Origin of the sequence: Stenotrophomonas sp. I18B00994, from assembly GCF_014145825.1 — a bacterium.
Classification (GTDB): Bacteria; Pseudomonadota; Gammaproteobacteria; order Xanthomonadales; family Xanthomonadaceae; genus Stenotrophomonas; species Stenotrophomonas maltophilia.
On the sequence record NZ_JACIUW010000012.1, the window covers coordinates 129,027 to 154,046 of the forward strand.

30 protein-coding genes and 1 pseudogene are annotated in these 25,020 nt (G+C 66.9%); 17 read left to right on the forward strand and 14 right to left on the reverse strand.

Going from position 1 to position 25,020, the window contains the following annotated elements; all coding sequences use genetic code 11:
* The first annotated feature begins 27 nt into the window (after positions 1-27).
* The 4 genes from H4O10_RS14645 (at position 28) to H4O10_RS14660 (ending at position 3,851) form a co-directional block, all read left to right on the forward strand.
* Positions 28-1,089, forward strand: a complete 1,062-nt coding sequence (locus H4O10_RS14645) for an ATP-binding protein (RefSeq protein WP_033834635.1) — start codon at positions 28-30, stop codon at positions 1,087-1,089.
* The gene (ntrC, locus tag H4O10_RS14650) at positions 1,082-2,530 is read left to right on the forward strand and encodes a nitrogen regulation protein NR(I) (protein WP_033834614.1); all 1,449 of its coding nucleotides are present in this window, start codon (positions 1,082-1,084) and stop codon (positions 2,528-2,530) included. Before H4O10_RS14645 ends, ntrC begins: the two co-directional genes overlap by 8 nt.
* 93 nt (positions 2,531-2,623) lie before the next feature.
* Positions 2,624-3,193 (forward strand): superoxide dismutase family protein, encoded by a 570-nt coding sequence (locus H4O10_RS14655; protein WP_005407586.1) that lies wholly within the window; start codon positions 2,624-2,626, stop codon positions 3,191-3,193.
* A 31-nt stretch (positions 3,194-3,224) separates the two neighbouring features.
* Entirely contained in the window at positions 3,225-3,851 is a 627-nt protein-coding gene (locus tag H4O10_RS14660; RefSeq protein ID WP_005411864.1) for a superoxide dismutase family protein, read from the forward strand.
* A gap of 100 nt (positions 3,852-3,951) precedes the next feature.
* Here the strand turns inward: H4O10_RS14660 and H4O10_RS14665 are convergent, their stop codons facing one another.
* On the reverse strand, positions 3,952-5,019 hold the full coding sequence (locus H4O10_RS14665; protein ID WP_239667798.1) for a TonB family protein: 1,068 nt from the start codon (positions 5,017-5,019) through the stop codon (positions 3,952-3,954).
* Positions 5,020-5,117: 98 nt separating this feature from the next.
* Positions 5,118-6,005, reverse strand: coding sequence for a hypothetical protein (locus tag H4O10_RS14670; protein WP_033834616.1), 888 nt, complete (start codon positions 6,003-6,005; stop codon positions 5,118-5,120).
* A gap of 93 nt (positions 6,006-6,098) precedes the next feature.
* Here H4O10_RS14670 and H4O10_RS14675 point away from each other — a divergent pair, with 93 nt between their 5' ends.
* Entirely contained in the window at positions 6,099-7,394 is a 1,296-nt protein-coding gene (locus H4O10_RS14675; protein WP_012478738.1) for an acetyl-CoA C-acetyltransferase, read from the forward strand.
* A 119-nt stretch (positions 7,395-7,513) separates the two neighbouring features.
* Here the strand turns inward: H4O10_RS14675 and H4O10_RS14680 are convergent, their stop codons facing one another.
* From H4O10_RS14680 to H4O10_RS14690, 3 genes are all read right to left on the reverse strand, one after another.
* Complete coding sequence (locus H4O10_RS14680) at positions 7,514-8,809, reverse strand: heme biosynthesis HemY N-terminal domain-containing protein (protein WP_012478739.1); 1,296 nt, start codon at positions 8,807-8,809, stop codon at positions 7,514-7,516.
* 6 nt (positions 8,810-8,815) lie between these two features.
* Entirely contained in the window at positions 8,816-9,793 is a 978-nt protein-coding gene (locus H4O10_RS14685; protein ID WP_012478740.1) for a uroporphyrinogen-III C-methyltransferase, read from the reverse strand.
* 104 nt (positions 9,794-9,897) lie between these two features.
* A complete protein-coding gene (locus tag H4O10_RS14690) occupies positions 9,898-10,707 on the reverse strand; it encodes a uroporphyrinogen-III synthase (RefSeq protein ID WP_049452643.1) in 810 nt (269 codons plus the stop codon).
* A 35-nt stretch (positions 10,708-10,742) separates the two neighbouring features.
* On the opposite strand from H4O10_RS14690, the gene H4O10_RS14695 reads away from it, so the two are divergent.
* The 5 genes from H4O10_RS14695 to H4O10_RS14715 all read left to right on the forward strand — a co-directional run bounded on the left by H4O10_RS14695 (position 10,743) and on the right by H4O10_RS14715 (position 13,827).
* Positions 10,743-11,210, forward strand: a complete 468-nt coding sequence (locus H4O10_RS14695) for a YiiD C-terminal domain-containing protein (RefSeq protein WP_005407593.1) — start codon at positions 10,743-10,745, stop codon at positions 11,208-11,210.
* Between the two features lie 32 nt (positions 11,211-11,242).
* Complete coding sequence (locus H4O10_RS14700) at positions 11,243-11,668, forward strand: hypothetical protein (protein ID WP_005407594.1); 426 nt, start codon at positions 11,243-11,245, stop codon at positions 11,666-11,668.
* A gap of 57 nt (positions 11,669-11,725) precedes the next feature.
* The gene (locus H4O10_RS14705) at positions 11,726-12,163 is read left to right on the forward strand and encodes a rhodanese-like domain-containing protein (RefSeq protein ID WP_005411869.1); all 438 of its coding nucleotides are present in this window, start codon (positions 11,726-11,728) and stop codon (positions 12,161-12,163) included.
* Between the two features lie 99 nt (positions 12,164-12,262).
* Positions 12,263-12,781 (forward strand): protein-export chaperone SecB, encoded by a 519-nt coding sequence (gene secB, locus H4O10_RS14710; protein WP_005407596.1) that lies wholly within the window; start codon positions 12,263-12,265, stop codon positions 12,779-12,781.
* A 20-nt stretch (positions 12,782-12,801) separates the two neighbouring features.
* Positions 12,802-13,827, forward strand: coding sequence for an NAD(P)H-dependent glycerol-3-phosphate dehydrogenase (locus H4O10_RS14715; protein ID WP_012478742.1), 1,026 nt, complete (start codon positions 12,802-12,804; stop codon positions 13,825-13,827).
* 124 nt (positions 13,828-13,951) lie between these two features.
* Here the strand turns inward: H4O10_RS14715 and H4O10_RS14720 are convergent, their stop codons facing one another.
* On the reverse strand, positions 13,952-14,428 hold the full coding sequence (locus H4O10_RS14720) for a nuclear transport factor 2 family protein (protein ID WP_239667799.1): 477 nt from the start codon (positions 14,426-14,428) through the stop codon (positions 13,952-13,954).
* A gap of 115 nt (positions 14,429-14,543) precedes the next feature.
* Here H4O10_RS14720 and H4O10_RS14725 point away from each other — a divergent pair, with 115 nt between their 5' ends.
* Positions 14,544-15,218, forward strand: coding sequence for an Ivy family c-type lysozyme inhibitor (locus tag H4O10_RS14725; protein ID WP_033834620.1), 675 nt, complete (start codon positions 14,544-14,546; stop codon positions 15,216-15,218).
* Positions 15,219-15,278: 60 nt separating this feature from the next.
* Here H4O10_RS14725 and H4O10_RS14730 read toward each other — a convergent pair whose 3' ends face one another.
* The 4 genes from H4O10_RS14730 to H4O10_RS14745 form a co-directional block, all read right to left on the reverse strand.
* The gene (locus tag H4O10_RS14730) at positions 15,279-15,653 is read right to left on the reverse strand and encodes a hypothetical protein (RefSeq protein ID WP_033834621.1); all 375 of its coding nucleotides are present in this window, start codon (positions 15,651-15,653) and stop codon (positions 15,279-15,281) included.
* A 480-nt stretch (positions 15,654-16,133) separates the two neighbouring features.
* Entirely contained in the window at positions 16,134-17,165 is a 1,032-nt protein-coding gene (gene arsB, locus H4O10_RS14735) for an ACR3 family arsenite efflux transporter (protein ID WP_033834622.1), read from the reverse strand.
* 8 nt (positions 17,166-17,173) lie between these two features.
* A complete protein-coding gene (locus tag H4O10_RS14740) occupies positions 17,174-17,677 on the reverse strand; it encodes an arsenate reductase ArsC (RefSeq protein WP_033834623.1) in 504 nt (167 codons plus the stop codon).
* Positions 17,678-17,714: 37 nt separating this feature from the next.
* Positions 17,715-18,044 carry a metalloregulator ArsR/SmtB family transcription factor gene (locus tag H4O10_RS14745; RefSeq protein ID WP_024957759.1) on the reverse strand — a complete coding sequence of 110 codons (330 nt, stop codon included), beginning with the start codon at positions 18,042-18,044 and terminating at the stop codon, positions 17,715-17,717.
* A 17-nt stretch (positions 18,045-18,061) separates the two neighbouring features.
* Here H4O10_RS14745 and arsH point away from each other — a divergent pair, with 17 nt between their 5' ends.
* Positions 18,062-18,790, forward strand: a complete 729-nt coding sequence (arsH, locus tag H4O10_RS14750; protein WP_049452645.1) for an arsenical resistance protein ArsH — start codon at positions 18,062-18,064, stop codon at positions 18,788-18,790.
* 34 nt (positions 18,791-18,824) lie between these two features.
* Here arsH and H4O10_RS14755 read toward each other — a convergent pair whose 3' ends face one another.
* The 3 genes from H4O10_RS14755 to H4O10_RS14765 form a co-directional block, all read right to left on the reverse strand.
* Complete coding sequence (locus H4O10_RS14755) at positions 18,825-19,517, reverse strand: L,D-transpeptidase (protein WP_049402849.1); 693 nt, start codon at positions 19,515-19,517, stop codon at positions 18,825-18,827.
* A gap of 152 nt (positions 19,518-19,669) precedes the next feature.
* A complete protein-coding gene (locus H4O10_RS14760) occupies positions 19,670-19,942 on the reverse strand; it encodes a hypothetical protein (protein ID WP_005407606.1) in 273 nt (90 codons plus the stop codon).
* 214 nt (positions 19,943-20,156) lie between these two features.
* The gene (locus tag H4O10_RS14765; protein ID WP_049452646.1) at positions 20,157-21,107 is read right to left on the reverse strand and encodes a DUF2268 domain-containing putative Zn-dependent protease; all 951 of its coding nucleotides are present in this window, start codon (positions 21,105-21,107) and stop codon (positions 20,157-20,159) included.
* A gap of 206 nt (positions 21,108-21,313) precedes the next feature.
* Here H4O10_RS14765 and H4O10_RS14770 point away from each other — a divergent pair, with 206 nt between their 5' ends.
* The 5 genes from H4O10_RS14770 (at position 21,314) to H4O10_RS14790 (ending at position 24,870) form a co-directional block, all read left to right on the forward strand.
* Entirely contained in the window at positions 21,314-21,889 is a 576-nt protein-coding gene (locus H4O10_RS14770; RefSeq protein ID WP_005411880.1) for an Ax21 family protein, read from the forward strand.
* A gap of 121 nt (positions 21,890-22,010) precedes the next feature.
* Positions 22,011-22,778: a helix-turn-helix domain-containing protein gene (locus H4O10_RS14775; protein WP_049452647.1), complete on the forward strand. Its 768-nt coding sequence runs from the start codon at positions 22,011-22,013 to the stop codon at positions 22,776-22,778.
* 63 nt (positions 22,779-22,841) lie between these two features.
* Positions 22,842-23,210: a VOC family protein gene (locus H4O10_RS14780; RefSeq protein WP_033835099.1), complete on the forward strand. Its 369-nt coding sequence runs from the start codon at positions 22,842-22,844 to the stop codon at positions 23,208-23,210.
* 123 nt (positions 23,211-23,333) lie between these two features.
* On the forward strand, positions 23,334-24,308 hold the full coding sequence (locus H4O10_RS14785; RefSeq protein ID WP_012478755.1) for a Dyp-type peroxidase: 975 nt from the start codon (positions 23,334-23,336) through the stop codon (positions 24,306-24,308).
* Positions 24,309-24,453: 145 nt separating this feature from the next.
* Positions 24,454-24,870, forward strand: a complete 417-nt coding sequence (locus H4O10_RS14790) for a hypothetical protein (protein WP_033835100.1) — start codon at positions 24,454-24,456, stop codon at positions 24,868-24,870.
* Positions 24,871-24,881: 11 nt separating this feature from the next.
* On the opposite strand, the pseudogene H4O10_RS14795 reads toward H4O10_RS14790, so the two are convergent.
* A pseudogene (locus tag H4O10_RS14795) lies at positions 24,882-25,020 on the reverse strand (IS110 family transposase); the annotation flags it as partial.

The window sequence follows — 25,020 nt, forward strand, 5'->3', positions numbered from 1 at the left end:
ACCCCCGTTTTGCACTACATTGGTGCAATGTCCGACCCCGCACCCCCGCCGTCCCTCGATGCCCTGGGCACGCCGCTGGCCTGGGCCGGGGCCGATGGCTGCATTGCCGGCTGCAATCCGGCCTTCGCCCGCTGGCTGGGCGTCAGCGTCCGGCGCCTGCTGGGTCGGCCATTGGTCGCCTTGGAAGTGCAGGGCGAGGCGTTGGCCCATTTCCTGGCCCGCGACGAGCGCGACAGCCTGCGCCTGAACCGGCTGGCGCTGGCGGTGCCCGGCGAGGCGCCGCGCTTCGCCGAGGGCTGGATGAGCCGCCGCGACGATGGCGGCTGGCTGCTGGAGGCGCATCCGGTCGATGAGTTCCCAGGACTCGATCCCACCCAGGCGCTGCCCAGCGCGCTCAGCGCGGCGCTGAAGGGGCTGGCCCACGAACTGCGTAATCCGCTGGCCGGGCTGAAGGGCGCGGCGCAGCTGCTGGCGCGGCGTGCCGCTCAGCGCGACGCCGGCGAACGTGAGCTGATCGAACTGATCGGTTCGGAGATCGAGCGCCTCAACGGCCTGCTCGACCAGCTGCTGTCGCCGGCCCCGGCCGCGCCGCATGCCGAACTGAACATCCATGCCGCGCTGGAACGCGTGCTGCGCCTGGCCGAGAGCGAAGCCGGCTGGGCGGTGCGCCTGCAGCGTGACTACGACCCCAGCATCCCCGAATTCCATGGTGACGCCGACCGCCTCACCCAGGCGGTCTGGAACCTGGTGCGCAACGCGATCCAGGCCGGCGCCGGCAACATCACCCTGCGCACCCGCGTGGAGCATGGCGTGCGCATTGCCGAGCAGCTGCACACGCTGGCGTTGCGCCTGGAAATCGCCGATGACGGCCGTGGCGTTCCCGAGGAACTGGCTGAACACCTGTTCCTGCCCTTGGTGAGTGGCCGTGCCGAAGGCACTGGCCTGGGCCTGGCGCTGGCCCAGCAGGTGGCGCGCGAGCATCGCGGCACGCTGACCTACCGCTCGCGCCCGGGCCATACCGTGTTCACTCTGCTGCTGCCGATCGTCAGCGGCGCCGCCCCGGCCGAGGAGGTCCCGCGCGATGTCTGAGTCATCTTCGTCCCCGCAGTGCATCTGGGTGGTCGATGACGATCGGGCCGTGCGCTTCGTGCTGTGCACCGCGCTACGCGAGGCGGGCTACCAGGTCCTCGATTTCGACAGCGCCGCACCCGCCCTGCAGGCGTTGAGCGAAAGCCCGCCACCGGCGCTGCTGTTCACCGATGTGCGCATGCCCGGCGACGATGGCCTGGTGCTGCTGGACAAGCTCAAGGCCGCGCTGCCGCAGCTGCCGGTGGTGGTGATGTCGGCCTATACCGATGTAGCCAGCACGGCCGGCGCGTTCCGCGGTGGCGCGCATGAATTCCTGTCCAAGCCGTTCGATCTGGACGATGCGGTGGCACTGGCGCAACGGGTGCTGCCGGCCGTCGCACCGGCATTGGCGGCGGCCACACCTGCGGCCGAAGCGCATAGCGACCAACCGCCGCAACTGGTGGGCGATACCCCGCCGATGCGCGCGCTGTTCCGCGCCATCGGTCGCCTGGCGCAGGCACCGCTGGCGGTGCTGATCACCGGCGAGACCGGCACCGGCAAGGAGCTGGTGGCCAATGCGCTGCATCGCGAATCACCGCGCGCGCAGGGGCCCTTCGTCGCGCTCAATACCGCTGCAATCCCGTCCGAGCTGCTGGAAAGCGAGTTGTTCGGCCACGAAGCCGGCGCCTTCACCGGCGCACAGCGCCGCCATATCGGCCGCTTCGAGCAGGCCGATGGCGGCACGCTGTTCCTGGATGAGATCGGCGACATGCCGCTGCCGTTGCAGACCCGGCTGCTGCGCGTGCTGGCGCAGGGCGAGTTCTTCCGCGTCGGTGGCCGTGAACTGATCCGCGTCGACGTGCGCGTGGTCGCCGCCACCCACCAGGACCTGGAAGGGCTGGTTGCACAAGGAAAGTTCCGCGCCGACCTGCTGCACCGCCTCGACGTGGTGCGCCTGCAGCTGCCACCGCTGCGCGAGCGCCGCGAGGACATCGCACAGCTGGCCAGTACGTTCCTGGCCGCCGCCGCGCGCAAGCTGGATACGCCGCCGAAGCGGCTGACCGCGGCCGCACTGCAGGCGCTGCGCGAACACGACTGGCCGGGCAACGTGCGCGAACTGGAAAACGTGTGCTGGCGGATGGCGGCGTTGGCGGCCGCCGACACCATCGGCGTGGCCGACGTCGATACCGCGCTCAACCGTACGCGCGGTCGTCGCAGCAGCACCACCAGCGCCGATCCAGGGCAGTGGGAAGCGCTGCTGGCCGAATGGGCACGCCGTCAGCTGGCCGAAGGCGTGGAAGGGCTGCACGCGCAGGTGCGCGAGCGGGTCGACCATGCCCTGCTGGAGGCCGCGCTGCAGATCACCCACGGCCGCCGTGCCGAAGCCGCGGCCCGCCTGGGCCTTGGCCGCAATACCCTTACCCGTAAGCTGGGCGCCGGACGCCGCCGCGGGGGCCATTGAACGGCCCCTGCACGCGATCCTCGCGCCCGCTTGCCGAACTGTTGATCGTTCATGGACGATGCAACGCTTAGTGTCATCTGCAAGGAGTCTTTGATGCGTCTGTCCTTTGCCATCCTGCCGTTGTCCGCCGCCGTGCTGCTGTCTGCCTGCGGCAGCGCGCCGAAAAAGACCGAACCTACTCCGCCGCCGCCGACCGTGGTCAGCGCAGCGAAGCAGGGCGAGGCCAATCTTGCGCCGGCCTCGGCCAGCATTGTCAGTGGCCGCATCGCACTGATGGTGGAGCCCGGCGGTATCCACATCACCGGCCTGATCGGTGGCCTGCAGCCGATGCAGCAGGCCGGCTTCCACATCCACGAGCGCGGCGACTGCAGTGCGGTGGATGCCAGCAGTGCCGGCAATCACTTCAATCCCGGTGGCGCTGCGCATGGCCGCGCCGGCACCGGCAAGCACCATCTGGGCGACATGGACAATCTGCGTGCCGACGCCCAGGGCCGCGCCAACGTCGATATCCACCTCAAGGGCGTTACCCTTGGCGGAGGCGCCGCCACCGATATCGCCGGACGTGCACTGGTCGTGCATGCCAACGCCGACGACTATCGCAGCCAGCCCGCCGGCAATGCCGGCGTCCGCATCGCCTGTGGCGTGATCCGGGTTGTCCGCTGATCACTGCAGGCATCATCCAGGGAGAGATTCCATGCGCTTGATCCACACTTCGCTGTTCGCAGCCATTGCTGCGCTGGGCCTGGCGGCCTGCAACCAGCAGCCGGCCGCGCCGCAGGCTGAAACCCCTCCGGCCGCGCCGGCCGACGGTGCCACCACCGAACCGGCTGCAACGCCGGCCCCGGCGGCTGCACCGGCTGCCGATGCTACGGCCAGCGCCGAGCTGGCACCGACCCAGGGCAACGAGACCAAGGGCAGCGTCACCTTCAAGGTGGTCGATGGCAAGGTCCACGTGACCGGCCAGATCAGCGGCCTGAAGCCGGGCAGCGAGCACGGCTTCCACATTCACGAGAAGGGCGACTGCAGCGCCCCGGATGGCATGAGCGCCGGTGGCCACTTCAACCCGGGCAAGCAGGATCACGGCAATGTCGCCACCGATCCGCACCACGGCGGCGACATGCCCAACATCAAGGCCGACGACAAGGGCGTGGCCACCATCGACGGCCCGGTGTCGAGCAACGTCAACATCGGCAAGGGTGATGACTTCGACATCATCGGCCGTGGCCTGATCGTCCACGCCGATGCGGATGACTACAAGACCCAGCCGACCGGCAATGCCGGCGCGCGCCTGGCGTGTGCGGTGATCCAGAAGGCGCCGTAAGCGCGCTCCTGCTGGAAATGGAAAACGCCGGCGCAAGCCGGCGTTTTTCTTGTATCCCTTCCTGTAGAGCCGAGCCGATGCTCGGCTGCCTTTGCTGCGGTCAGGGGGATCGCAGCAATGTGTCGCGTCGCTGCCGCAGTTCAGCGCATTCGGCAGGGCCGCTTTCACACAGTATCGAGATATCGGTCTGCATGTGGGCCTTGCCCGTCTTGGCATCGATCACTTCGCGCTTGAAGGTGCGCACCACGGCCGGTGCCGTGCGGTGGGGCGGCACCATCACCAGCCAGTGGGTCATGGTCACCGGCTTCAACCGTCCCTCGGTCATCTCGATTTCCCGCATGATCGCGCCAAGACTGGTGTTGTAGAGCGTCATCCCCGGCTGACTCGACTGATCCGGCGCAAGATCTACACCCTTCATCTTCGGCAGCGCTTCGACGAAGCCGGCGACGGTGCCGAATTCCAGCAGGGCATCATTTGCAATCACCACATCATCTGGCTCCGGCTCTGATGCCTCCGTGGCCGCTGGCTGGCGCCGCGGTTCGAAGTTGAATGACTGGGTGAAGCTGATCCAGGGGTGCTTCACGGGCGCGTCCGGCGGGCAGGTCAGCCGCCAGTTCCGTGCGGCGTTGAGCAGCGTGTCATCAATGCGTGCATCCCCGCTGCTCCGGCCGATCTTCACCTCCGTTTTTGCCGGATCGCCGGCCACCGGGCGCAACCAGACTTCCGCCGAGCCGCGCAAACCGCTGGACCGCACTGCGCTGGAGAACCTGGGTTCGTTGTCCGCCCAGCTCAGGCGGTCCAGCCGGCAAGCCGGTTCCGGAACAGGCACGACCGGTTGCGCGATGCCGCCCGGGCCCGTGCACTGATACTTCCAGCTGAGGGCCGCCTGCCGGGCTGCATCATCCAGCACCCGGTTGCGGGAGCCGTTCAGCACGCGCGCATCGTGGGCGCGGCCCTGCGCATCGACGTTGACCTGCACCTTGACCGTGTTGCTGAAGCTGATATGGCTGTCATAGACCTCGGGCTCCGCCACGGCAGCAGCGAAGGCCGGCGCAACTGTGCAGGTGGGTGTCGCGGCAACCGGTGCCGCTGCCTGGGCCATGATCGGAAGGCCACAGACGGCTGTGGCAAGCAGGGTCAGCCCTGCGCATTGAAGTGTATACAGCATGCAGTTCGTCCTTGATCGCGCATGAGTATCCATGCACAAGCCCGCAATGGTGGCACATCGCGCCGCCGAACCGGTTGGCGGCGCGTGGTGCGGCTTGATCAGCGCGCCAGCAGTTCGCGCGCGTCCTGGCCGGCCTCGCAGTGCACGAACAGTACCGGCACGCCATGTGCTTCCAGCACCGCGGCCATCTGTCGCTGGCGCATCAGGAACTGCTCGTAGATGCCCTTCAGGCGGTCGCAATCGTTCTTGCCGTAATCGTAGTGCGCGCACCAGCCGGCCGGATCGAACAGCGCCATGCGTGCTTCGCCATGCGTGTAACGCAGCAGCGGCTCGGGCGCGGCGTTGAGCCATTCGTCTTCACCGGGGGCCATGATCGCGGTCTCGATCAGCGGCCACAGTGCGGCCAGGCCCTGGTTGTCGTACTGCATCGACATCATCGCGGCCAGATCATTCACAGTGAAATAGCGCGCGTGCTCGATGCGGGCACCGAAGGTGTTCTGCGCCATCAACGCGGTGTCGGCATGGGCCATGCCGTTGGCCAGCAGCGTGTCTTCCAGCGCCTCGGCCACCGCATTGGTCGTCGCCACGTCGCTGCCGGTCAGCAGGAACGGCACCACGCGCAGGCCGCCGCCCACCAGGCTGGCGTCGGCCTGGAACGGTAGCGGCACGTCGCCCTGGGCGTCGGTACCAAAGGCCAGCAGGCGCGGGCCCTGGTTGCGGCCCGGGGCACGCATCTGCAGTTCTTCCAGGCGGCGGTGGATCGGCCAGCCCGGGCGCAGCACTTCGGCCGGGTCGAAATGGGCGGCGGCGAACACCAGGTCCAGCTCGGCCACCTGCGGCACCAGCTTGGACAGGTCGCGGCCGACGCGATCGGCCAGTTCACCGGCCTGTTCGGCGCTGAGTACCGCCTGGCGGGGGATTTCACCGCCGGCCAGTTCCAGGGCCAGCACGCCAAGGGCATTCATCGCGGGGTCGGGTTTGCTCATGGTTCCACGGTTGGCCCATCACAGGGCGGCAGCTACACTTGGCTCCATTATGCCTGCTCCGCCGTGCAGGCCATGTTGCAGACACCCTCATCCATGCCAGGTATCTCCATGCCCAACGCTCGTCCCGTCGCCATCCTCGGTGGCGTCCGCATTCCGTTCTGCCGCCAGAACACCGCGTATTCGGATGTCGGCAACCTCGGCATGTCGGTCCGTACGCTGGGCGCGCTGGTCGAACGGTTCGGCCTGCACGGCCAGCAGCTGGGTGAAGTGGCGATGGGTGCGGTGATCAAGCACTCCAGCGACTGGAACCTGGGCCGTGAAGCCACGCTGTCGTCCGGCCTGTCGCCGCTGACCCCGGGCATCACCCTGCAGCGCGCCTGTGGCACCTCGCTGGACAGCATCATCACTGTCGCCAACAAGATCGCGCTGGGCCAGATCGAATCGGGCATCGGCGGCGGTTCGGACACCACCTCCGACGTGCCGATCGTCTACGGCAAGAAGCTGCGCGCGCGCCTGCTGGCCGCCAACCGTGCCAAGAGCACCGGCGACAAGATCCGCGCTCTCACTTCCGGCTTCAAGTTCTCCGAGCTCAAGCCCGAGTTCCCGGGTGTGGCCGAGCCGCGCACCGGCAAGAGCATGGGCGACCACTGCGAGGACATGGCCAAGGAATGGAACATCTCGCGCGACTCGCAGGACGAGTGGGCGGTGTCCTCGCACAAGAAGCTGGCCGCTGCCTATGAGCGCGGTTTCTTCAACGATCTGATCGCACCGTTCCGTGGCGTCGAGCGCGACAACATCCTGCGTCCGGATACCTCGCTGGAAAAGCTGGCCACGCTGAAGCCGGCCTTCGACAAGGTCTCCGGCCGTGGCACCCTGACCGCCGCCAACTCCACGCCGCTGACCGATGGCGCCGCCGCGGTGCTGCTGGCCAGTGAAGAGTGGGCGCGTGCGCACGGCCATGAGCCGCAGGCGTACCTGCGCGATGCGCACGTCTCTGCGGTGGACTTCGTGCATGGCGAAGGCCTGCTGATGGCACCGACCGTGGCCGTGCCGGAGATGCTCAAGCGCAACGGCCTGACCCTGCAGGACTTCGACATCTACGAGATCCACGAGGCTTTCGCTGCACAGGTGCTGTGCACCCTGCGTGCGTGGGAGAGCGAGGATTACTGCCGCAACCGCCTGGGCCTGGATGCGCCGATGGGCCGTATCGACCCGGACAAGATCAACCTGCTGGGCTCGTCGCTGGCTACCGGCCACCCGTTCGCCGCCACCGGCGCCCGCGTGATCGCTACCGCAGCCAAGCAGCTGGCCGAACGTGGCGGCGGCCGCGCGCTGGTGTCGATCTGCACCGCCGGCGGCATGGGCGTGGTGGCGATCGTCGAACGCTGATCGTTGCGACCGCGCGCCAACCAAGGTTGGCGACTACCGGGTTCCACACATGAAAACGCCGCCCAATGGGCGGCGTTTTTTTGTTGCTCCGGTGGGCTCCGACCGTTGGTCGGCACGCCTCACGGCAACCGCGGGTTGCCGAACTCGTCGCGCTCTTCATTGGCGTCATACACCGGCGGCTGCACCGCGATCGGCTGCTCTTCCACCGTGGCACGCAATGGTGCCTCGCTGCCGCGCACCAGCGCCACGCTGTCCTCGCCGCGCTGCAGTCGCAGCGCATTGGCCAGGCACTGCGCGGCCAGCGCGTGCTCGCCACGCTGCGCGAACAGTTCACCCAGTGCCTCCCACGCCGGGGCACCGGCGCCGGCGGCGATGGCCTCGTGCAGGAACGTATCGGCAGCATCCCACTGCTGCTGGGCCAGGGCGACGCGGCCCTGCGCCAGATGCAGTGCGGCCGAGCCATCATGCACATTGCGCCAGCGCGCCAGGTTGGCCTGGCGGGTGGCCAGGCGCTCGGCCGGCAGACGGCCGTACAGCGCGACCAGTTCGTCGTCCCAGCGCTGGTCCAGCGCCTGTTCCAGCGCCAGCAGCGCCGGCTCATCCCAGTTCAGGGCCACCGCACGGCTGGCATAGGCGCCCACCACGTCCGGGGTCGGCCGCAGCGCCTTCGGCGTGGCTTCCCACTGTGCGGCCAATGCATTGACGTCGGCCGCTTCCAGCAGCGCCTGTGCGGCCAGGCGGGCTTCCAGTTCGCTGTTCGATTCGGCCGGCAGTACCTTGCTCTGGCGCAGCGCACCCAGCTGGCCATAGGCCTCGTGTGCGCGGCCGGCACGCGCCAGCGCTTCGGTACGCAGCCACAGGCCGCGCGGCGGCAGCGGCTGGATCGCCGCCACGTCCAATGCGTTGATCGCATCCACCGGCAGATCGCGCGCCAGCAGCTGTTCGGCGCGCAGCAGCGCCTGCAGGGTGGCATCGCTCTCGCCAAGACGCTGCAGCAGCGCTTCACCGGCGGGGCCGTCGGCACGTGCCTGTGCGCTGCGCACGGCATTGGCCAGCGCCACCGCGCTCACTTCCGGGTCCTTGGCAGCGCCATCCAGCAGCTTCTCGGCACGCTGCCACTGGCCGTGCTCGTAGGCCTGCAGGCCGTCGATCAGGCGCACCCGGCCCTGCTTGCGGCGGTAGCGGCCCCAGGCGCGGAACGGTGCGGCAATCAGGCTCCACAGCAGCCACAGCACCAGCACTGCGATCACCGACAGCAGCGCCACCTTCGGCAGGTTGCTGTGGTAGTCGTAACCGCCGTAGCGCAGGGTTACTTCACCGAAACGGTTGAGGTCATCGGCGCCCAGCCATTGCGCGGCCACCACGCCGATGGCCACCGCCAGCAACAGCACAACCAGGGATTGCAGGGGTTTCATGCGGGATTACCTCCGGTCGGTCTGGGTGCGCAGTTGCTGCAGGGTGCTGCCAAGCACGGTGTTGCTGGCCTGCAGCGGAAGCTCGCGCAAGGCCTTCAGTTCAGCACGTTGCGCGCGCAGGGCCGGTGAATCCGGCCAGCGCCGCTGTGCCCAGTGCTCCACGCGTTCCAGTGCGGTATCGCGGCCCGTGCGGTCGCCGCGTTCGATCGCGGCGCGCGCCAGGGTCAGTTCCAGCTGCAGGGCGTCGTCGGCATTGCGACGTTCGGCGGCGGTCAGCGGGCCATTCTGGCGGCTCGGGGTGATGTCCACGAACGGGGCCAGCGTCGATTGCCACCACGGTTTTGCGGTGTCGGTCGCAGCGTTGCCGGTCACCTGCGACGGCAGCCCCTGCAGTGCCCTGGCCAAGGCATCCAGCCGCTGCAGCGACTGCACGCGCGGGCCGGCGCCCAGCGCATCGAGTGCATCGCGCTCCTGCACCAATGCCTGGCGCAGGTTCAGGCCATCGCTGTCGGGCAGATCGGCCAGCGCGGTGGCGGCCTGTGCATACAGGCGGCGCGCGCCTTCCACGTCGTCGGCATAATTCAGCCGTTGCGCCGCCTGGGTCAGCAGCAGTTCGGCCTCATCGCGCTGTACCGCCTGGCGGCCCTGGTTGGCGCTGTCGGCCAGCTTGGCCAGGTTCTCTTCCAGCAGCGCACTGCGCTGCGAAAGGCCCAGCATCTCGTCGCGCAGCACGCGGTTGGTGGTCGCCGCATCCTGCAGGCGCTGGCTGGTCGCGCGCTGGTCGCGGCGCAGTGCATCCAGCGTCGCCTCCAGGCCCTGCAGCTGCACGGCCATGGTCTGTGCCTGCGCTTCCTGTTCGTGCTGTTGCTGCTGCCAGACGTACCAGCCGGCATAGCCGCCCACGCCAAGCACGACCACCCCGGCCAGCGGCAGCAGCCAGCGCACGGGTCGACGGGGCGGGGAAACGGGCGGAGTCTCGTTCATGGGGCTTCCTTGTCGGCAACGTCGCCGGTCAGGATCCGGCAGGCCGCGTTGTGCACAGCATCACTGTTGCCGACCACAGCGGCAAGCGTGACCCATGTCCCTGTTCAGGTCGCTGCCGGGACGGTGAGCATGGCGTGTGCAGCGGCCACCAGCTGTGCCGTGGTGGGCCCGGCCGCGCGCACCACGCGCTGCAGCCCCAGTGCATGCGCCTGATCGCCCAGCCGTTCGCTGGCCACGACGACGGTGGCCTGGGCCTGCAGGCGTTGCTGCAATGCCGGCGGAAGCTGCTGCCAGAAATGCAGCAACGCCTCACCACTGCTCACCGCCAGCACCCACGGCTGCGCTGAATGCGCCAATCGAGCCAGCGTGCGGGGCGACAGGCGCAGCAGGCGGCGCTGGTAGACATCGGCACGTTCGATCGTGGCGCCTGCGGCCTGCAGGTGGGCAGCAATCAGGCCGCGTCCGCCGGGGGCGGTGACCAGTCCGATGCGCAGGCCCTGCACCTCGGCCAGCACCGGCAGCGCCAGCAGGCCCTCGCTGTCCATCCGCTGCGGTGCATGCACCTCGCCGACGCCCTGCGCCCGCAGTGCGCGCGCGGTGCCTTCGCCCACGGTCAGCCACGGGCTGCGTTGCGCCTCGGCCAGTGGCAGCAGGGACGCGGCTGCGGCAACGGCGGCCGGGCTGGTGAACACCACCCGATCGCAGTTCAGCGCGCGTTGCAGCTGGCGCACCACTGGCGTGCCCTTCAGGCGCTGCAGGCGCCACGGCGAAAGGGCCAGCACATGCCCGCCCAGCCCAGCAACGGCGCGGCGCAGCGCCACATGCTGGCCCTGCGGGCGCAGTGAAACCAGGGTCCAGCCCGCGTCGGAACCGGCGGCGCCAGTGGGTATCGTATGGTCGGCCATTGCCTGCATTATGCGGGCCCTTCGTTGTCGTGGTCTCTGCTCCGATGTCCGTTGATGCTCTGACTTCCTCGCTGGCCGCCCTGCAGGACGTGCTGGACTGCATGCCGGCGGTGCGCGCCATGCAGATCCAGCTCGACGGCTATGCCGACGGCGTGCTGCGCATCACCGCGCCGTTGGCCGCCAACGTCAACGACAAGGGCAACGCCTTCGGTGGCAGCCTGGCCTCGGTGCTGACCCTGTCCGGCTGGGCGCTGGTCAGCCTGCGCCTGCGCCTGGCCGGCCACGATGCCGAGGTCTACGTGGCCGACAGCAACCTGCGCTACCTGGCCCCGGTCTACGAAGACCTGCACGCCCACGCCGAAGCGGCCGAGGCCACCGGCTGGGACGCCTTCCTGAACACCTTCCGCCAGCGCCGCAAGGCCCGCATCAGCATCATCGCCACCCAGCCCGGTGCCGATGGCAAGCCTGCCGCAGAGTTCAGCGGTCGCTTTGTTGCCTTCGCCAAAGGGTAGGATGGCAGGCTGACGTTCTGGGGAAACCACCGATGCGCCGCCTCATCCAGTTCCTGATGTGTTCCCTGCTGCTGGTCAGCGCCGTGGCTTCGGCCGACGACCTGAGCCGCAAGCAGCGCAAGCTGCTGGAAGAGACCCAGATCGCCTACGGCGCCACCATCCGCTGGGGCAGCATGGACGATGCCATCGGCTATCTGGACCCCAAGCTGCGCAAGGAAAAGCCGCCTACCGAGTTCGAGCTCAACCGCTACGCGCAGCTGCGCGTGTCGTCTTACCGCGAGCGCAGCAGCGCGGCGCTGGAAGGCGGCCTGGTCGAGCGCCGGGTCGAAATCGGGGTGATCAACCAGAACACCCAGGCCGAACGCACCGTGATGGTGGTCGAGCGCTGGCGCTGGGATCCGGAGGCCAAGCGCTGGTGGCAGACCGCCGGCCTGCCGGACCTGTGGAAGGGGCAGTGACGGGCCGCGTCCGGCTTGTGCGACAATCGGCGCCCGCTTAATCGACCCGTGACCTGAGTGAATTACGAAGAGTTGCTGGCCTTTGCAGGCCGAAACCCGATGCTGTCCGCGGCCCTGGTCGGCCTGACCGTGGCCATCATCGTCACCGAGATCCGCCGCCTGTTCCGGGGCTTCAAGGGCATCAAGCCCGCCGAACTGACCCAGCTGATGAACGCGGGCGGCACGGTGGTGGTCGACCTGTCGGCCAGCGGTGACTTCGAGAAGGGCCACATTGCCGGCAGCCGCAACGCCCAGGCCAGTGCCTTCGGCCCGGACCACAAGCTGGTGGCCAACGCCAAGCAGTCGCCGGTGGTGCTGGTGTGCCGCAGCGGCAACGCCTCGGAAACCGCCGCCAAGGCGCTGAAGAAGGCCGGCTTCGAGAAGGTCTACGTGCTCGACGGCGGCATTCCCGCCTGGCAGCAGGCCGAACTGCCGCTGGTCAAGGGCCGCAACTGATTGCCGCGGGTGGCGGATCCGGCCTTGTATGGGCCTGATCCCGCCCCCATCGCAGTAATTCGACCATCGTTTTCATTGCATTCATTGGAGTTACTGGAAATGTCCGAAGAGATCACCAACGGCGCTGCTGCGCCGGTCGATGCCGCCACCGGCCCCGCTTTCACCGTCGAGAAGATCTACGTCAAGGACGTCTCCTTCGAGTCGCCGAACGCCCCGACCATCTTCAATGACCAGGTGCAGCCGGAGCTGCAGCTGAACCTGAACCAGCAGGTGCAGCGCCTGGGTGAGAACGCCTTCGAAGTCGTGCTGGCCGTGACTCTGACCTGCCAGGCCGGTGAGCGCACCGCCTACGTGGCCGAAGTGAAGCAGGCCGGCGTGTTCGGCCTGGTCGGCCTGGACCCGCAGTCGATCGACGTGCTGCTCGGCACCCAGTGCCCGAATATCCTGTTCCCGTACGTGCGCCAGCTGATCAGCGACCTGATCCAGGCCGGCGGCTTCCCGCCGTTCTTCCTGCAGCCGATCAACTTCGAAGGCCTGTACGCAGAAACCCTGCGCCAGCGCCAGGAGCAGGGCGACGCACCGTCGCTGGCTGACTCCGAGCCGGCTGGCAACGCCTGATTCCTGCCGCGACGTCACGGATGAGCACTACCGCTGACAAGATCGCCGTGCTTGGCGCCGGTTCCTGGGGAACCGCGCTGGCCAGCCTGCTCGCACGGCACGGTCATCCGACCGTGCTGTGGGGGCGCGATGCTGCCGTGGTCGAAGCCATCGACCAGCGCCACGAGAACCCGCGTTACCTGCCGGGCATCCCGCTGCCGGACAGCCTGCGTGCCACCACCGACCTGGCGTCGGCGGTGGAGGGCGCGGCCTGGATCCTGGTGGTGACCCCCTCGCATGCCTTCGGCGAAACCGTGCGTGCGCTGGCGCCGCTGCGTCCTGCCGGTGCCGGCGTGGCCTGGGCCACCAAGGGCTTCGAACCCGGTTCGGGCCGCTTCCTGCATGAAGTGGCGCGCGAAGTGCTGGGTGAGGACGTGCCGCTGGCCGTTGTCACCGGGCCGTCGTTCGCCAAGGAAGTGACCCAGGGCCTGCCGACCGCGATCACCGTGCACGGCGACGTGCCCGAGTTCGCGCAGATGGTGGCCGAGGCGATGCATGGCCCGGCGTTCCGCGCCTACACCGGCGACGACATGGTTGGTGCCGAGCTGGGCGGCGCGATGAAGAACGTGCTGGCCGTGGCCACCGGCGTGGCCGATGGCATGCAGCTGGGCCTCAACGCCCGTGCCGGCCTGATCACCCGTGGCCTCAACGAGATGCTGCGCCTGGCCGCTGCCATCGGTGCCAAGCCGGAAACGCTGATGGGCCTGGCGGGCCTGGGCGATCTGGTGCTGACCTGCACCGGCGACCTGTCGCGCAACCGCCGCCTGGGCCTGGCCCTGGGCCGTGGCCAGACGCTGCAGGATGCCGTGCGCGAAATCGGCCAGGTGGTCGAGTCGGTGCAGACCGCCGACGAAGTGATGCGACAGGCGCGCCGCCATGGCATCGACCTGCCGATCTCCGACCGCGTGCGTGCCGTGCTGCATGGCGAGCAGACGCCGGAAGAAGGCCTGCGCGCATTGCTGGCGCGGGAACAGAAACCGGAATACCCGGACACGCTGTTCAAGTGAATCGAAAAACCCCGGCTACGTGCCGGGGTTTTTTTTGTGCGCGCCCCATCCACGCATGGCGTGGATCTACGACGGACCCCGCTTCTGGTAGCTGCCAACCTTGGTTGGCACCCAGCGGCAGCAATCACCGCGCTCGTGGCGGCGCGCTGGTGTTGTCCATGTCCGAAAAGATCAGCCACGGCCCATCGCCCACGCGCTTCAACGTGAGCGTGAACTTGCCGGTATCGCCCACGTTGTTGCCGTAGCTGTACGCACCGACGATGTAGCCCGTGTTGCCCTCCATCGAATACGCCAGCGCACGCAGCCGCAACGGGCTGCCGCCCTGGCCGGCATACGCGGCCTCGATCGCACTGCGGCCGCGCACCGGCGGCTGGTTGCTCTGCAGCACAAAGCCATCCTCGGCGAACAGCGCACCCAATGCCTTGACATCACCCGTGCGCCACGCCTGCTCGTAGTCGCGCAGTACACGGTCCAGTGGTGCGGGCAGCGCGATATCGGGAAGCGGCTGTGCGGGCTTCGCGCCTTCTGCATCGTGGGCAGTTGCCGGCGATGCCATCAGCAGGGCACTGCAGAAGATCATGGCGAGTCGTGTGCGGCGCATGCGTCCAGGCTCTGGCGACGACGGGAAGGCTTCAGACGCATCCTAGCGCGCCGCTGGTTAGAATCACGCGGCCGCCGATTTGGTGGATGCAGCGCAGATCAGACAAGGACACGGAATGAAGATGCGAATCACAGGGATGGCGATGATGGCCGCGCTGCTGGCAGCCTGCGGACAGGCACCGGAGAAGACTGGCGAGACTGCACCTGCTGTGGCGCCGGCACCGACCACCGAAGCACCGGCCGCTACCGCCACGGTGGTGGAGAAGAAACCATCCGCCGAAGACGGTGTGGACCCCTCGGTGTGGGATAACGAAGGCGAACCGGAAGACCCGATCGCTGGCGGGGAACTCACCTGCGCGGACAACCCGCTGGCGACGCATTTCTTCACCCTGGTGGGCGGCAATACCGTGGACGACTGCGGCCGCAAGGATCCGAAGGTGCTGGCCGCGTTCAACGCCCTGATGAAGAACACGGCCGCAGCCGAATCCGCTGACAAGGAGATTCCATCGCTGCGCGAACGCCTGTTGAGCGGGCCCAGCGGTCCTGGCGAACTGGTAGTGCTGCAGGGTGAGCCGTGGTGGTTCTACACCGCCTGCCAGGCCCACGACTGCCCCGGCACGGCGTTGGCGATGCTGTATTCGCCCGATCAGTCGAAGATGGTTGGCCGTCTTACCGCGCGCTGCCGTGTATGGTGGCTGGGCGAGCCGACGGCGGAACAACGTGCGCAGATCGAACAGCGCCAGCCACTGCAGGATGCCGCGTTGAAGGAAGACAGCGCACTCTGCGAGTGATGTGGCGCGCGCCGCAGCGCCGGGCCGTGCCCGGCGTTGCAGTGAGCGTTGTTCCCCGTATCACCCTTCCGGCCGCATGCGTGCGCTGACCTGTGCTGTCAGCGACAGACTGACCATCATCAGGCCCTCCATCAACCGGTCGCCCACGTACTCCTCGTCGGGTCCGTTCTGGCGCACGCGCTCGGCAGCCAGCAGCATTTCCAGCGCCACGCGCAGGCCGGTCAATGCGCAGTCCGCGTCGGCCAAGGCCATGCGGCGGCCGGGCATCTGATGACGTTCCGGCCAGGGCTGGCCGTCGGCGGCGGCGCCCTTGCCAATGCGGTCGAGGGTGGCGATGAAACCGAGAGAATCGTGCGGATGCGGTGCTTCCGAAGGCACGTCCGCGTTGGCGGGCACGTACTGCGTGCGTAGTCGGGAGGATTCGGGTGTGCTCATGGCAATGCTCCGTGCAGGACAGACGGCAGCCGCCACGCAAAGGTGGCGGGCGGAGACGTGGCTCGAAAACCGGGCGCTTGTTGAAACCGGCAGGCACAGGGCCTCCACGCTCCGCCCGCCATAGCCGGCAGACGGTTTGCCCGCCGGCGCCACGAGGGGTGACGCCGGCGGGCAAGCGTTGTTAAACAAGCGCACGGGTTTTCGAAGCCCGGCCATCCTTTTTCGATGGCACGTCATCTGTACGCGTGCTGCTGCGCGGTGCCAATCAGAACAGTTGCATTCAACGCTTGATCAAAGACGCTTCTGGCATTTTTGCACGCTGTTAAGCTGTCGCAGACGCAGGCGCCGCAACGGCCGTAGCGGCATGGGGAATATGCGACATGGGTCGAAGTTGATGACGTGGCGTACGGGCACCCCACCAAGTCGATGACGACAGTGCGGGGCGAAGAACGTAAATCGATTCCCGCACACTTTGATCTGTCAGTGCTCTTCGCGTCTCTCGTACCAGGCTTGTGTACGGTTCACGATCCGCACCACAGACAGCATGACCGGTACCTCGATCAGCACACCCACCACGGTGGCCAGCGCCGCTCCCGAGTGCACGCCGAACAGTCCCACCGCTGTGGCCACAGCCAGTTCGAAGAAGTTGCTGGCGCCAATCAGCGCTGAAGGACCGGCCACGCAATGCGCCACGCCCAGGCGGCGGTTGAGCAGGTAGGCCAGGCCTGAAGTGAAGTAGACCTGGATCAGGATCGGCACTGCAATCAGTGCAATCACCAGCGGTTGCTTCACGATCTGCTGGCCCTGGAACCCGAACAGCAGCACCAGCGTGAGCAGCAGCGCAGACAGCGAGACGGGCCCAAGCTTGTGAAGCACCCGCTGCAATGCTGCCTCGCCACGACGCAACAGGATTCCGCGCCGCAGCAGGGCGGCCACCAGCACCGGCGCCACGATGTAGAGGCCCACCGACAACAGCAGCGTGTCCCACGGCACAGTGATCGCCGACAGGCCGAGCAACAGCGCAACCACCGGTGCGTATGCGACCACCATGATCGCGTCGTTCAAGGCCACCTGGCTCAGGGTGAAGTTGGCATCACCGCGGCACAGGTTGCTCCACACGAACACCATGGCGGTGCAGGGCGCGGCCGCCAGCAGGATCAAACCGGCGATGTAGCTGTCGATCTGTGCTGCGGGCAGCCAGTCCGCGAAGGCATGGCGCAGGAACAGCCAGCCCAGCAGCGCCATCGAAAACGGCTTGACCGCCCAGTTGATGAACAGTGTTACCCCGATGCCCTTCCAGTGCTGCTGCAACTGGCGCATTGCGGTGAAGTCGACCTTCAGCAGCATCGGGATGATCATCAACCAGATCAGCGCGGCAACCGGCAGATTGACCTTGGCGATTTCGGCCGAAGCCAGCTCCGCGAAAACAGCGGGTAGGAAGTGGCCCAGCAGCGTGCCGACCGCAATACAAAGCCCGACCCAAAGCGTCAGGTAGCGCTCGAACAGATTCATGGGGGCTGTCACGGCATGCGATCAGTCGGCAGCAGCTGTCCGATCCGATCCAGCGTGTGCTGCAGCGCTTCGCGTTCGGACCACACCGATTCGGGCAGTGCGAGCAGCGCACGCAGGCGCGTTTTCACGATGGCATGGGCCAGTGCGAAGGCAGCGGCCTTGTCGGCATCGCTGCCTGCCACGGCGGCCGGATCGGGCAGGCCCCAGTGGCTGCGGATGAAGTTACCGAACACCACCGGGCAGGCCTCCGCTGCGGCTGAATCGCACACGGTGATCACCAGGTCCATCGGGGCTGCATCCACGAACTCATCCCACGACTTGCTGCGCAGCCCTTCGACGGGCATTCCTTCGGCCTGCAGCTGGGCGAGCGCGAACGGATTGACCTGGCCGGTGGGCTGGCTGCCGGCACTGAAGGCGGCGAAGCAATCGCCGCCCCATGCACGCAGGGTGGCTTCGGCAAGCACGCTGCGGGCGCTGTTGCCGGTACAGAGGAACAGGACATTGCGGGTCATGGAGCAATTGCCTTGAGTGGAGAGGATCTGTGTGGGGTCAGCCCTTGCAGGCGGGCGCCGTGGGCATGCATTGCTCGGTTGGCGAGCCCGCGCAGCAGTTGTGCGTCAGGTACTCGATCAAGCCGTTCATCGCATCGAAGTTGGCGCGGTAGCAGACATGGCGACCCTGGCTTTCGCTCTCCACCAGGCCGGCCTGCACCAGCTCCTTCAGGTGGAAGCTGAGCGTGGCTGGGGGCACCTGCAGGGCCGTGGCGATGTCGCCCGCCATGCGACCTGCCGGGCCAGCCTCCACCAGCAGGCGGAAGGCAGCCAGGCGGGTGGCATGGCCCAGGGCAGTCAGGGCAGCAATTGCATTCAAAGTTTCCATATTTCTAGAATAATCGAATGAATAAGCCCATCACAAGCCCCCATCTACCGAATCTGGTAGACGCCTCGCTGCCCCAGCCCGATCACCACCAGCTCGCCGCGGCAGATCCGAAACCGCCACGCATCCTCCTGCTCTACGGCTCGCTTCGACCGCAGTCGTTCAGTCGCAAGCTGGCGCTGGAAGCCGAGCGATTGTTGCGTCACCTGGGGTGCGAGACCCGCGTGTTCGATCCGCATGCGCTGCCCATGCTGGACAGCGTGCACCCGCACCACCCTGAAGTGCAGCGACTGCGCGAATGGTCGCAGTGGTCGGAAGGCCAGGTCTGGGTCAGCCCCGAGCGGCATGGCACGGTCACCGGCGTGTTCAAGAACCAGATCGACTGGTTGCCGCTGGAAGATGGCAGCGTGCGGCCCACGCAGGGCAGGACGCTGGCGCTGCTGCAGGTGAGTGGCGGCTCGCAGTCGTTCAATACGGTCAACACGTTGCGCGTGCTCGGCCGTTGGATGCGCATGCTGACCATCCCCAACCAGTCGTCAGTGGCCAAGGCCTGGCAGGAATTCGATGACGACGGCCGGATGAAACCCTCGCCGTACTACGATCGGGTGGTGGATGTGATGGAAGAGCTGGTGAAGTTCACGCTGCTGACGCGTGGCAGGACGGACTACCTGGTGGACCGTTACAGCGAGAGGAAGGGCGATGCGCATGCCGCTGCATTGGCGCGGGCGGCGGGCGCTGCGGCTTCCTGACTTCCAGTACGCAAACGCTTTCCACTACCCACTTCTACTTGCTTGCGCGCCGCGCGCCTTTCTCGTCTTCGTCCTTCGCATCGCCACGGCTCTGCGCGAACTCCGGGAACGTCTTCGCGATCGAATCCTTGTCCGGCAGGATGTAGAACACACCGCCCTTCTCGAACGTGGACTGCACGATCTGCTCGTAGAACGCGGGCGAGACGTTGATGCAGCCGTGGGTGACGCGGTTGTCGTCCGGCGTCGGCGTTGCCAGCCGTTGGGCGCGTTTCTCTTTCGGGGTGCCTGGCGGCAGCGGGTGCATCGAGACGGCGGAATCGTAGTCCACCCACAGCACGCGCCCGGCATCGTCGGAGGGGCCGTAGCCACCAATGAAACGGCCGGCAGGGGTGGTGCGGTCATGGCCGGGAATCGCGCTCAGTGCGAGCTTGGCAACACCAGGGGCCGAGTGATCACCGATGGCCGAACCGAACAGCGCCGGTGCCGCGCCGCGCAGCTTACCGTCGCCGCCGAAGATCAGGACCTGCGCGGCGGCCTTGTCCATGATTGCGAACGGGTAGCCCTGGTTGTCCTTGCTGGCAACCACCCAGCCGGCCAGCTCGATCACTGTTTCGGACACGCTCTGGTCGGGTGGAAGTTCATCAACGGCAGCAATTCGCTGTTCAGGCGCTTCCTTGTCCTTGCCCTTGGCGCTGGCTGCGCCGCTGCACGCAACGGCCAGTGCCATCGCCAGTGCGGCATGGAGGACGCGGCGTGCAGGGGAGGAGGAGGTACGAATGGGACGGCTCCTTGCAATTCTGGGTGGAAGGATGCCAGTGGCCGGCGAAGGCCACTGGTTCCCGATACAGAGGTGGATCAATTCAAAGGATGAGGGAGCTATCAGCCGCGCGGCTTGCGACCGGCCGGTGCCCTTTCAAGCTGCTGTACGCGGCCTTCGATCTGGTCCAGACGCTGGTTGGCCTGCTGCGCCGACTGGTTGGCGGACTCGGCACTCTGGGCAGCGCCCTGCACCTTTACGTCGAGCTGATCGAGGCGCGAGTTGATGGTTGCGAACTCGTCCTTGTAGGTGGCGCAAGCGCCGAGGCTTACGGTGGCCACGATGGCGACGGTGATGGCGCGTGCTGCGTTGATGTGCTGCTTGGTCAGTTTCATTTCCAACTCCCTCCTTCGTCTGGGGAAGCTGGAATATAGCGGCGTTTGTTCCCGGCGCTAGCCCGTGCTTTCAGCTGGAATTTGAGTACGTGGATGGGCTGTGAAGGCCTGTAGATCAACAAACCTTAACAAGAGGGATCAAGCGAACTGATCTGCATCGGCGAAGCGCCTTGTGCCTGTTAAACGTTACCCATTCACCTGCATGAAGCCGGCATCACGGCATGCGCGTCTGCGTGCTTTCGCCTACTCCGCACGCAGGTTGCCATCCACTTGCTTCCAGCAGCGCCGCAGCGTTCCCGGGCTGGACATCCAGCAGTTCGGCGACGCCGCTGCGCGTGTCGGCCGCGCGCGCAACATAGGCATGGGCGATGCGATAGCCGATCCAGTAGCCGAGATCTCCGCGGCGCGCATCGTTGCCGGGACCGTTGTACAGCCACCCCGAAAGATCGGTACCCATGCTGTCCTGCAGGAACGCACGCTCCAGCGCACACTCGCGACCCTGCGTCCAACGCTGCAGATGCGCGTTGGCCGGTTGCCCGGAGATCCGTTCGGCCACGTATTCGGCGCCCCCTTCCAGCAGGGTCTGATAGAGCAGGGTGGGCTGCTCGATGTCCACGCGTGCACCGGGCTGTTGCACGTGCACATACTCATGCGCGATCAGATGCACGAAGCGGTCACCTACGTCGGTCTGCATCCAGTCGGCGTTGCACAGTGCTTCCAGTCCGATGACCACACCTGCTTCGGTAGTCACGCCACCACTGTTGCCGCGGCCCACCAGTACGGTGACCGGGGGAAAGCGCGCAGACGGCAACAGGGCGCCAAGTCGATCGACGGCAGCGGCGACGCGCGTGCGGATCGATGGCAATGCGGTCGCGCAGGTTCTCGCTTTCGCAAACAATGCCGGCTTGTCCTGGATGGCCCTGGCCAGCCGCTCCATCGAGCCGATACGGCGGTCGGTGAAGCTGCGCAGGGCATCCGTACCCGCATCCAGATAGCCGTGTTGCAGATCATCGGCGCTTGGGCGCCCTTGGTTGGCGTCCAGCATCTTGAAGAAGCGCGTGACATCGTCTGTCTGTACGACGATGTGCCTGGCAGAAACGATGCGCTCAGCGGCCTGTGCCTGCAGTAGCACAACCGGCGAGGCGATCAGGATCAGAGCCCGCATCAAGCACCGAGCGTGGTGCGCGCAAGAAGCCGACAGCGGTCCCATGCGGAGTTCCCTGAACGCCAGCCTTATTTATACACCAGTCAGTTCAATATTCAGGGTTGATTAGACCCCCTAACGGATAATTCACACCTGTCGACCGCCTCTTCTCTCTCCCCCTCCCGGGAGGCGGCCGACGAAACCAAAATAATTAAAGGTGTGTCCCGATGAACAAGAATTCGCTGCTCGCCCTGGGTCTTCTGGCTGCTCTGCCGTTCGCTGCATCGGCAACCGATGGCCTGTCGTACAACTACGTTGAAGGCGGCTACGTGAACACCGATGCCAAGGGCGGCGACGCCGACGGCTGGAAGGTGAAGGGTTCCGTGGCGGTGCACCCGAACTTCCACATCTTCGGCGACTACAGCGCGCAGGAGACCGACAAGTTCAAGAATGACGTCGACCAGTGGCGCATCGGCGCCGGCTACAACTACGGCATCGCACCGAACACCGACCTGGTGGCTCGCGTTGCGTACCAGAAGTTCGACATGAAGCATGGCCTGGACTTCAACGGCTACTCGACCGAAGTTGGCGTGCGCACCGCGTTCAACCCGTACGTGGAAGGCTACGTGATGGCCGGCTACGAGGACTACACCAAGAAGCACGGCATCAACCCGGACGGCGAGTTCTATGGCCGTGTCGGCGCCACCGCCAAGTTCAACCAGAACTGGGGCCTGAGTGGCGAAGTGAAGCTGGCCAAGGCCGGCGACCGCGAGTGGTTCGTGGGCCCGCGCTTCACCTGGTAACAAACGCCTGTCGTTAGTGCGTGTTGTGCTGGCGTGTGACTCTCTCTCTCCCACACGCCAACCGAAGCCCGGCCTCGCGCCGGGCTTCACTTTTATGGGCCCCGTGGCGCCACAATGCGGCATGGGCGACCCTTCCTCTCTTGCAGGCACCGGCACGATCTACCAGGAGCATCTGGCGCCTGCGCCGCTGCGCGGCCACTTTGGCCAGCTGTGGCAGAGCCAGCTTCCTGCCGATGCCGATGGGCACATCACCGTATTGCCCGATGGCTGCGTGGATATCCTCTGGCGCGACGGTGCGCTGTTCGTCGTCGGCCCGGACCGCGTGGCCGCGCACCCGGCGCTGGCACCCGGTGCGCAGGTGCTGGGCGCACGCTTCCGTCCCGGCCAGGCATTGGCCGCGCTGGGCCTGCCCTTGGCCGGGATCATCGGCCAGGCCATGCCACTGGCCGACCTGAAGGGCGCGTGGGCGAACAAGGCGGCGGCCTCCATCGGCGACACCGCGCCTGCACAGCGCCTGCAGCGAATGGCGCACTGCCTGCAACAGCACATGGGTGCGGCCGCGCTCGATACGCCGGCGCAGCGCGCCCATGTCCTGTTCCAGGCGCTCGCCGCGGGTAATGCCACGCTGGATACGCTGGCGGCGCACCTGGGCCTGAGCCCGCGCAGCCTGCGGCGTTTCAGCCAGGCGCAGTTCGGCTACGGCGCCAAGACGCTGGAGCGGATCCTGCGGCTGCAACGTTTCCTGCGCCAGAGTCGCGCGCTGCCACTGCATTCGTTGGCGATGCTGGCCGCTGATGCCGGCTATGCCGACCAGGCCCATCTCAGCCGCGAGGCGCGTGAACTGGCGGGCATGACCGCCAGCGAGCTGCGCCTGGAGTGGGGACAATGATGGCCGTTTTGTTCAAGACCACTGTGCTGCATCGATGCTGGGCTCCCACCACGGAGCCTCGCCATGAATCCTGCCGCGCCCCACGATGCCGAACGCCGCATCGACAACATCGAATTCAACGTCGCCGACATTGACCGTAGCAAGCGCTTCTACGGCGAGGTGTTCGGCTGGCGCTTCACGGACTACGGCACGGCCTACACCGAGTTCGACGACGGCCGTCTGAAAGGTGGCTTCGTGGCCGACGCGGCGGTGCGTGCCCACGGGGGGCCGCTGGTGATCCTCTACTGCGCGGACCTGGCCGATGCACAGCAACGCGTGATCGCCGCCGGTGGCGAGGTGGTGCAGGCGGTGTTCGCCTTCCCGGGTGGTCGCCGCTTCCACTTCCGCGATCTGGATGGCTACGAACTGGCGGTCTGGAGTGATGTGGATTGAGGCCTTCGTACCTTCGCCGGTGGACGGAACGAGAACCGCTCCGTCCCCGGTCAGGGGGTTCCGCTATGATCGCCCGCACATCGCCACACGCGATGCGCCCGCCTCAAGCCAGCAGGAACCGCCGTGAACTCCCAGCCCGCACCGATCACCGCCGTCAACCACACGCTCGACAACGAGCCGCAGCAGATCACCGCGCCACTGACCCATTCGGCGGCGTTCCTGGTGCTGAAGGTGAAGGATGACGAGGCGTCGATCGCCAAGGCACGCGAGGTGCTGGCCAGCACCGACGACCTGATCAAGAACACCGCCATCCGCGAGATCGAACGCACCTTCACCTGCAACGTGGCCATCGGCCACCGCGTGTGGCAGCCGCTGGTGGGCACCACGCCGCCGCGCGAGTTGCAGCCGTTCCGCGAGATCAAGGGCGCGACCCATACCGCTGTGTCCACGCCGGGCGACCTGCTGTACCACATCCGTGCACGTACCATGGACCTGATCGTGGCGTTCGAGCGCAACCTGCTGATGGCCTTTGGCGATGCGGTGGAGACGGTCGATGACGTGGCCGGCTTCCGCTATTTCGATGGCCGCGACCTGCTCGATTTCGTTGACGGCACCGCCAACCCGGAAGGGCTGTCGCTGCCGGAAGCCACCATCGTGGGCGAGGAAGACCCGGAGCATGCCGGCGGCAGTTACGTGGTGGTGCAGAAGTACCTGCACAATCTTGATGCCTGGCGCGCGCAGAAGACCGAAGCGCAGGAAGCGATCATCGGCCGCACCAAGCACGACAACATCGAGCTGGACGATGCGCCGGCCGATGCGCAGAAGTCGCACAAGACGCTGTGCACCATCGAGGATGCCGACGGCGAGCACGAGATCCTGCGCGACAACATGCCGTTCGCCAACCCGGGTCGCGGCGAGTACGGCACCTACTTCATCGGCTACACGCGCCGCCTGTGGGTGATCGAGAAGATGCTCGAGCGCATGTTCATCGGCAATCCCGCACCGCTGCATGACCGCATCCTTGATTTCTCCACCGCCACCACCGGCGTGACCTTCTTCGCGCCCTCGCGCAAGGTGCTGGCCGACCTGGGCGACTGATCACGGCTCTCGTCCTTGCGCATGCTACTGGCCGCTCTGTTCCAGTAGATCCACGCCATGCATGGCGTGGCTCTACTGTGCCGCCATCTGCCTGTCATCTACCGCGCCGACCATCAGCGGTTGGATGGGAGCGCAGGGGCGGGCGATGGCGATGGCAAGGAACACAACCGGTGCACGCCGCTGGTGGCGGCCACTGGCCGCGTTGTTCGGCGCGTTGGCACTGGGGAGTGCCAGCGTTTCCGCGCAGGAAGCCCCTGCACACTGGATGGCCTATGCCGCCGCCGTGGGGGGGCAGCTGCAGCAGCGCCTGCAGCAGGAGCAGGATCCGCAGGCGCAGCGTGTGCTGGAATGGCTGCAGGCACATCCGGATGCGCCGACGCCGTTGCCGGTGAGCGTGTGGATCGCGGCGGATGGCCGCATTTCGAAGCTGGAATTCGACAGCCTGGGTGATGCCCAGGTCGACGCCGACCTGCGCGCGACCCTGCAGAGTGCATCCCTGCAGGCCGCGCCACCGGCCGACATGCGCCAGCCGCTGCGGCTGGGTTTGGTGCTGACCCAGTAGCAACTGTCTTGTCAGGGGCAGCCGAGGGCCACCTCGGCGTCTCGCTTACGGGCGTTGAGGATCACCAGCATTTTGCGCATGACCGCCACGAGCGCCACCTTGCTCGCTTTGCCCTTGGCCTTCAGGCCAGCGTAAAACGCGCGCAGCCTT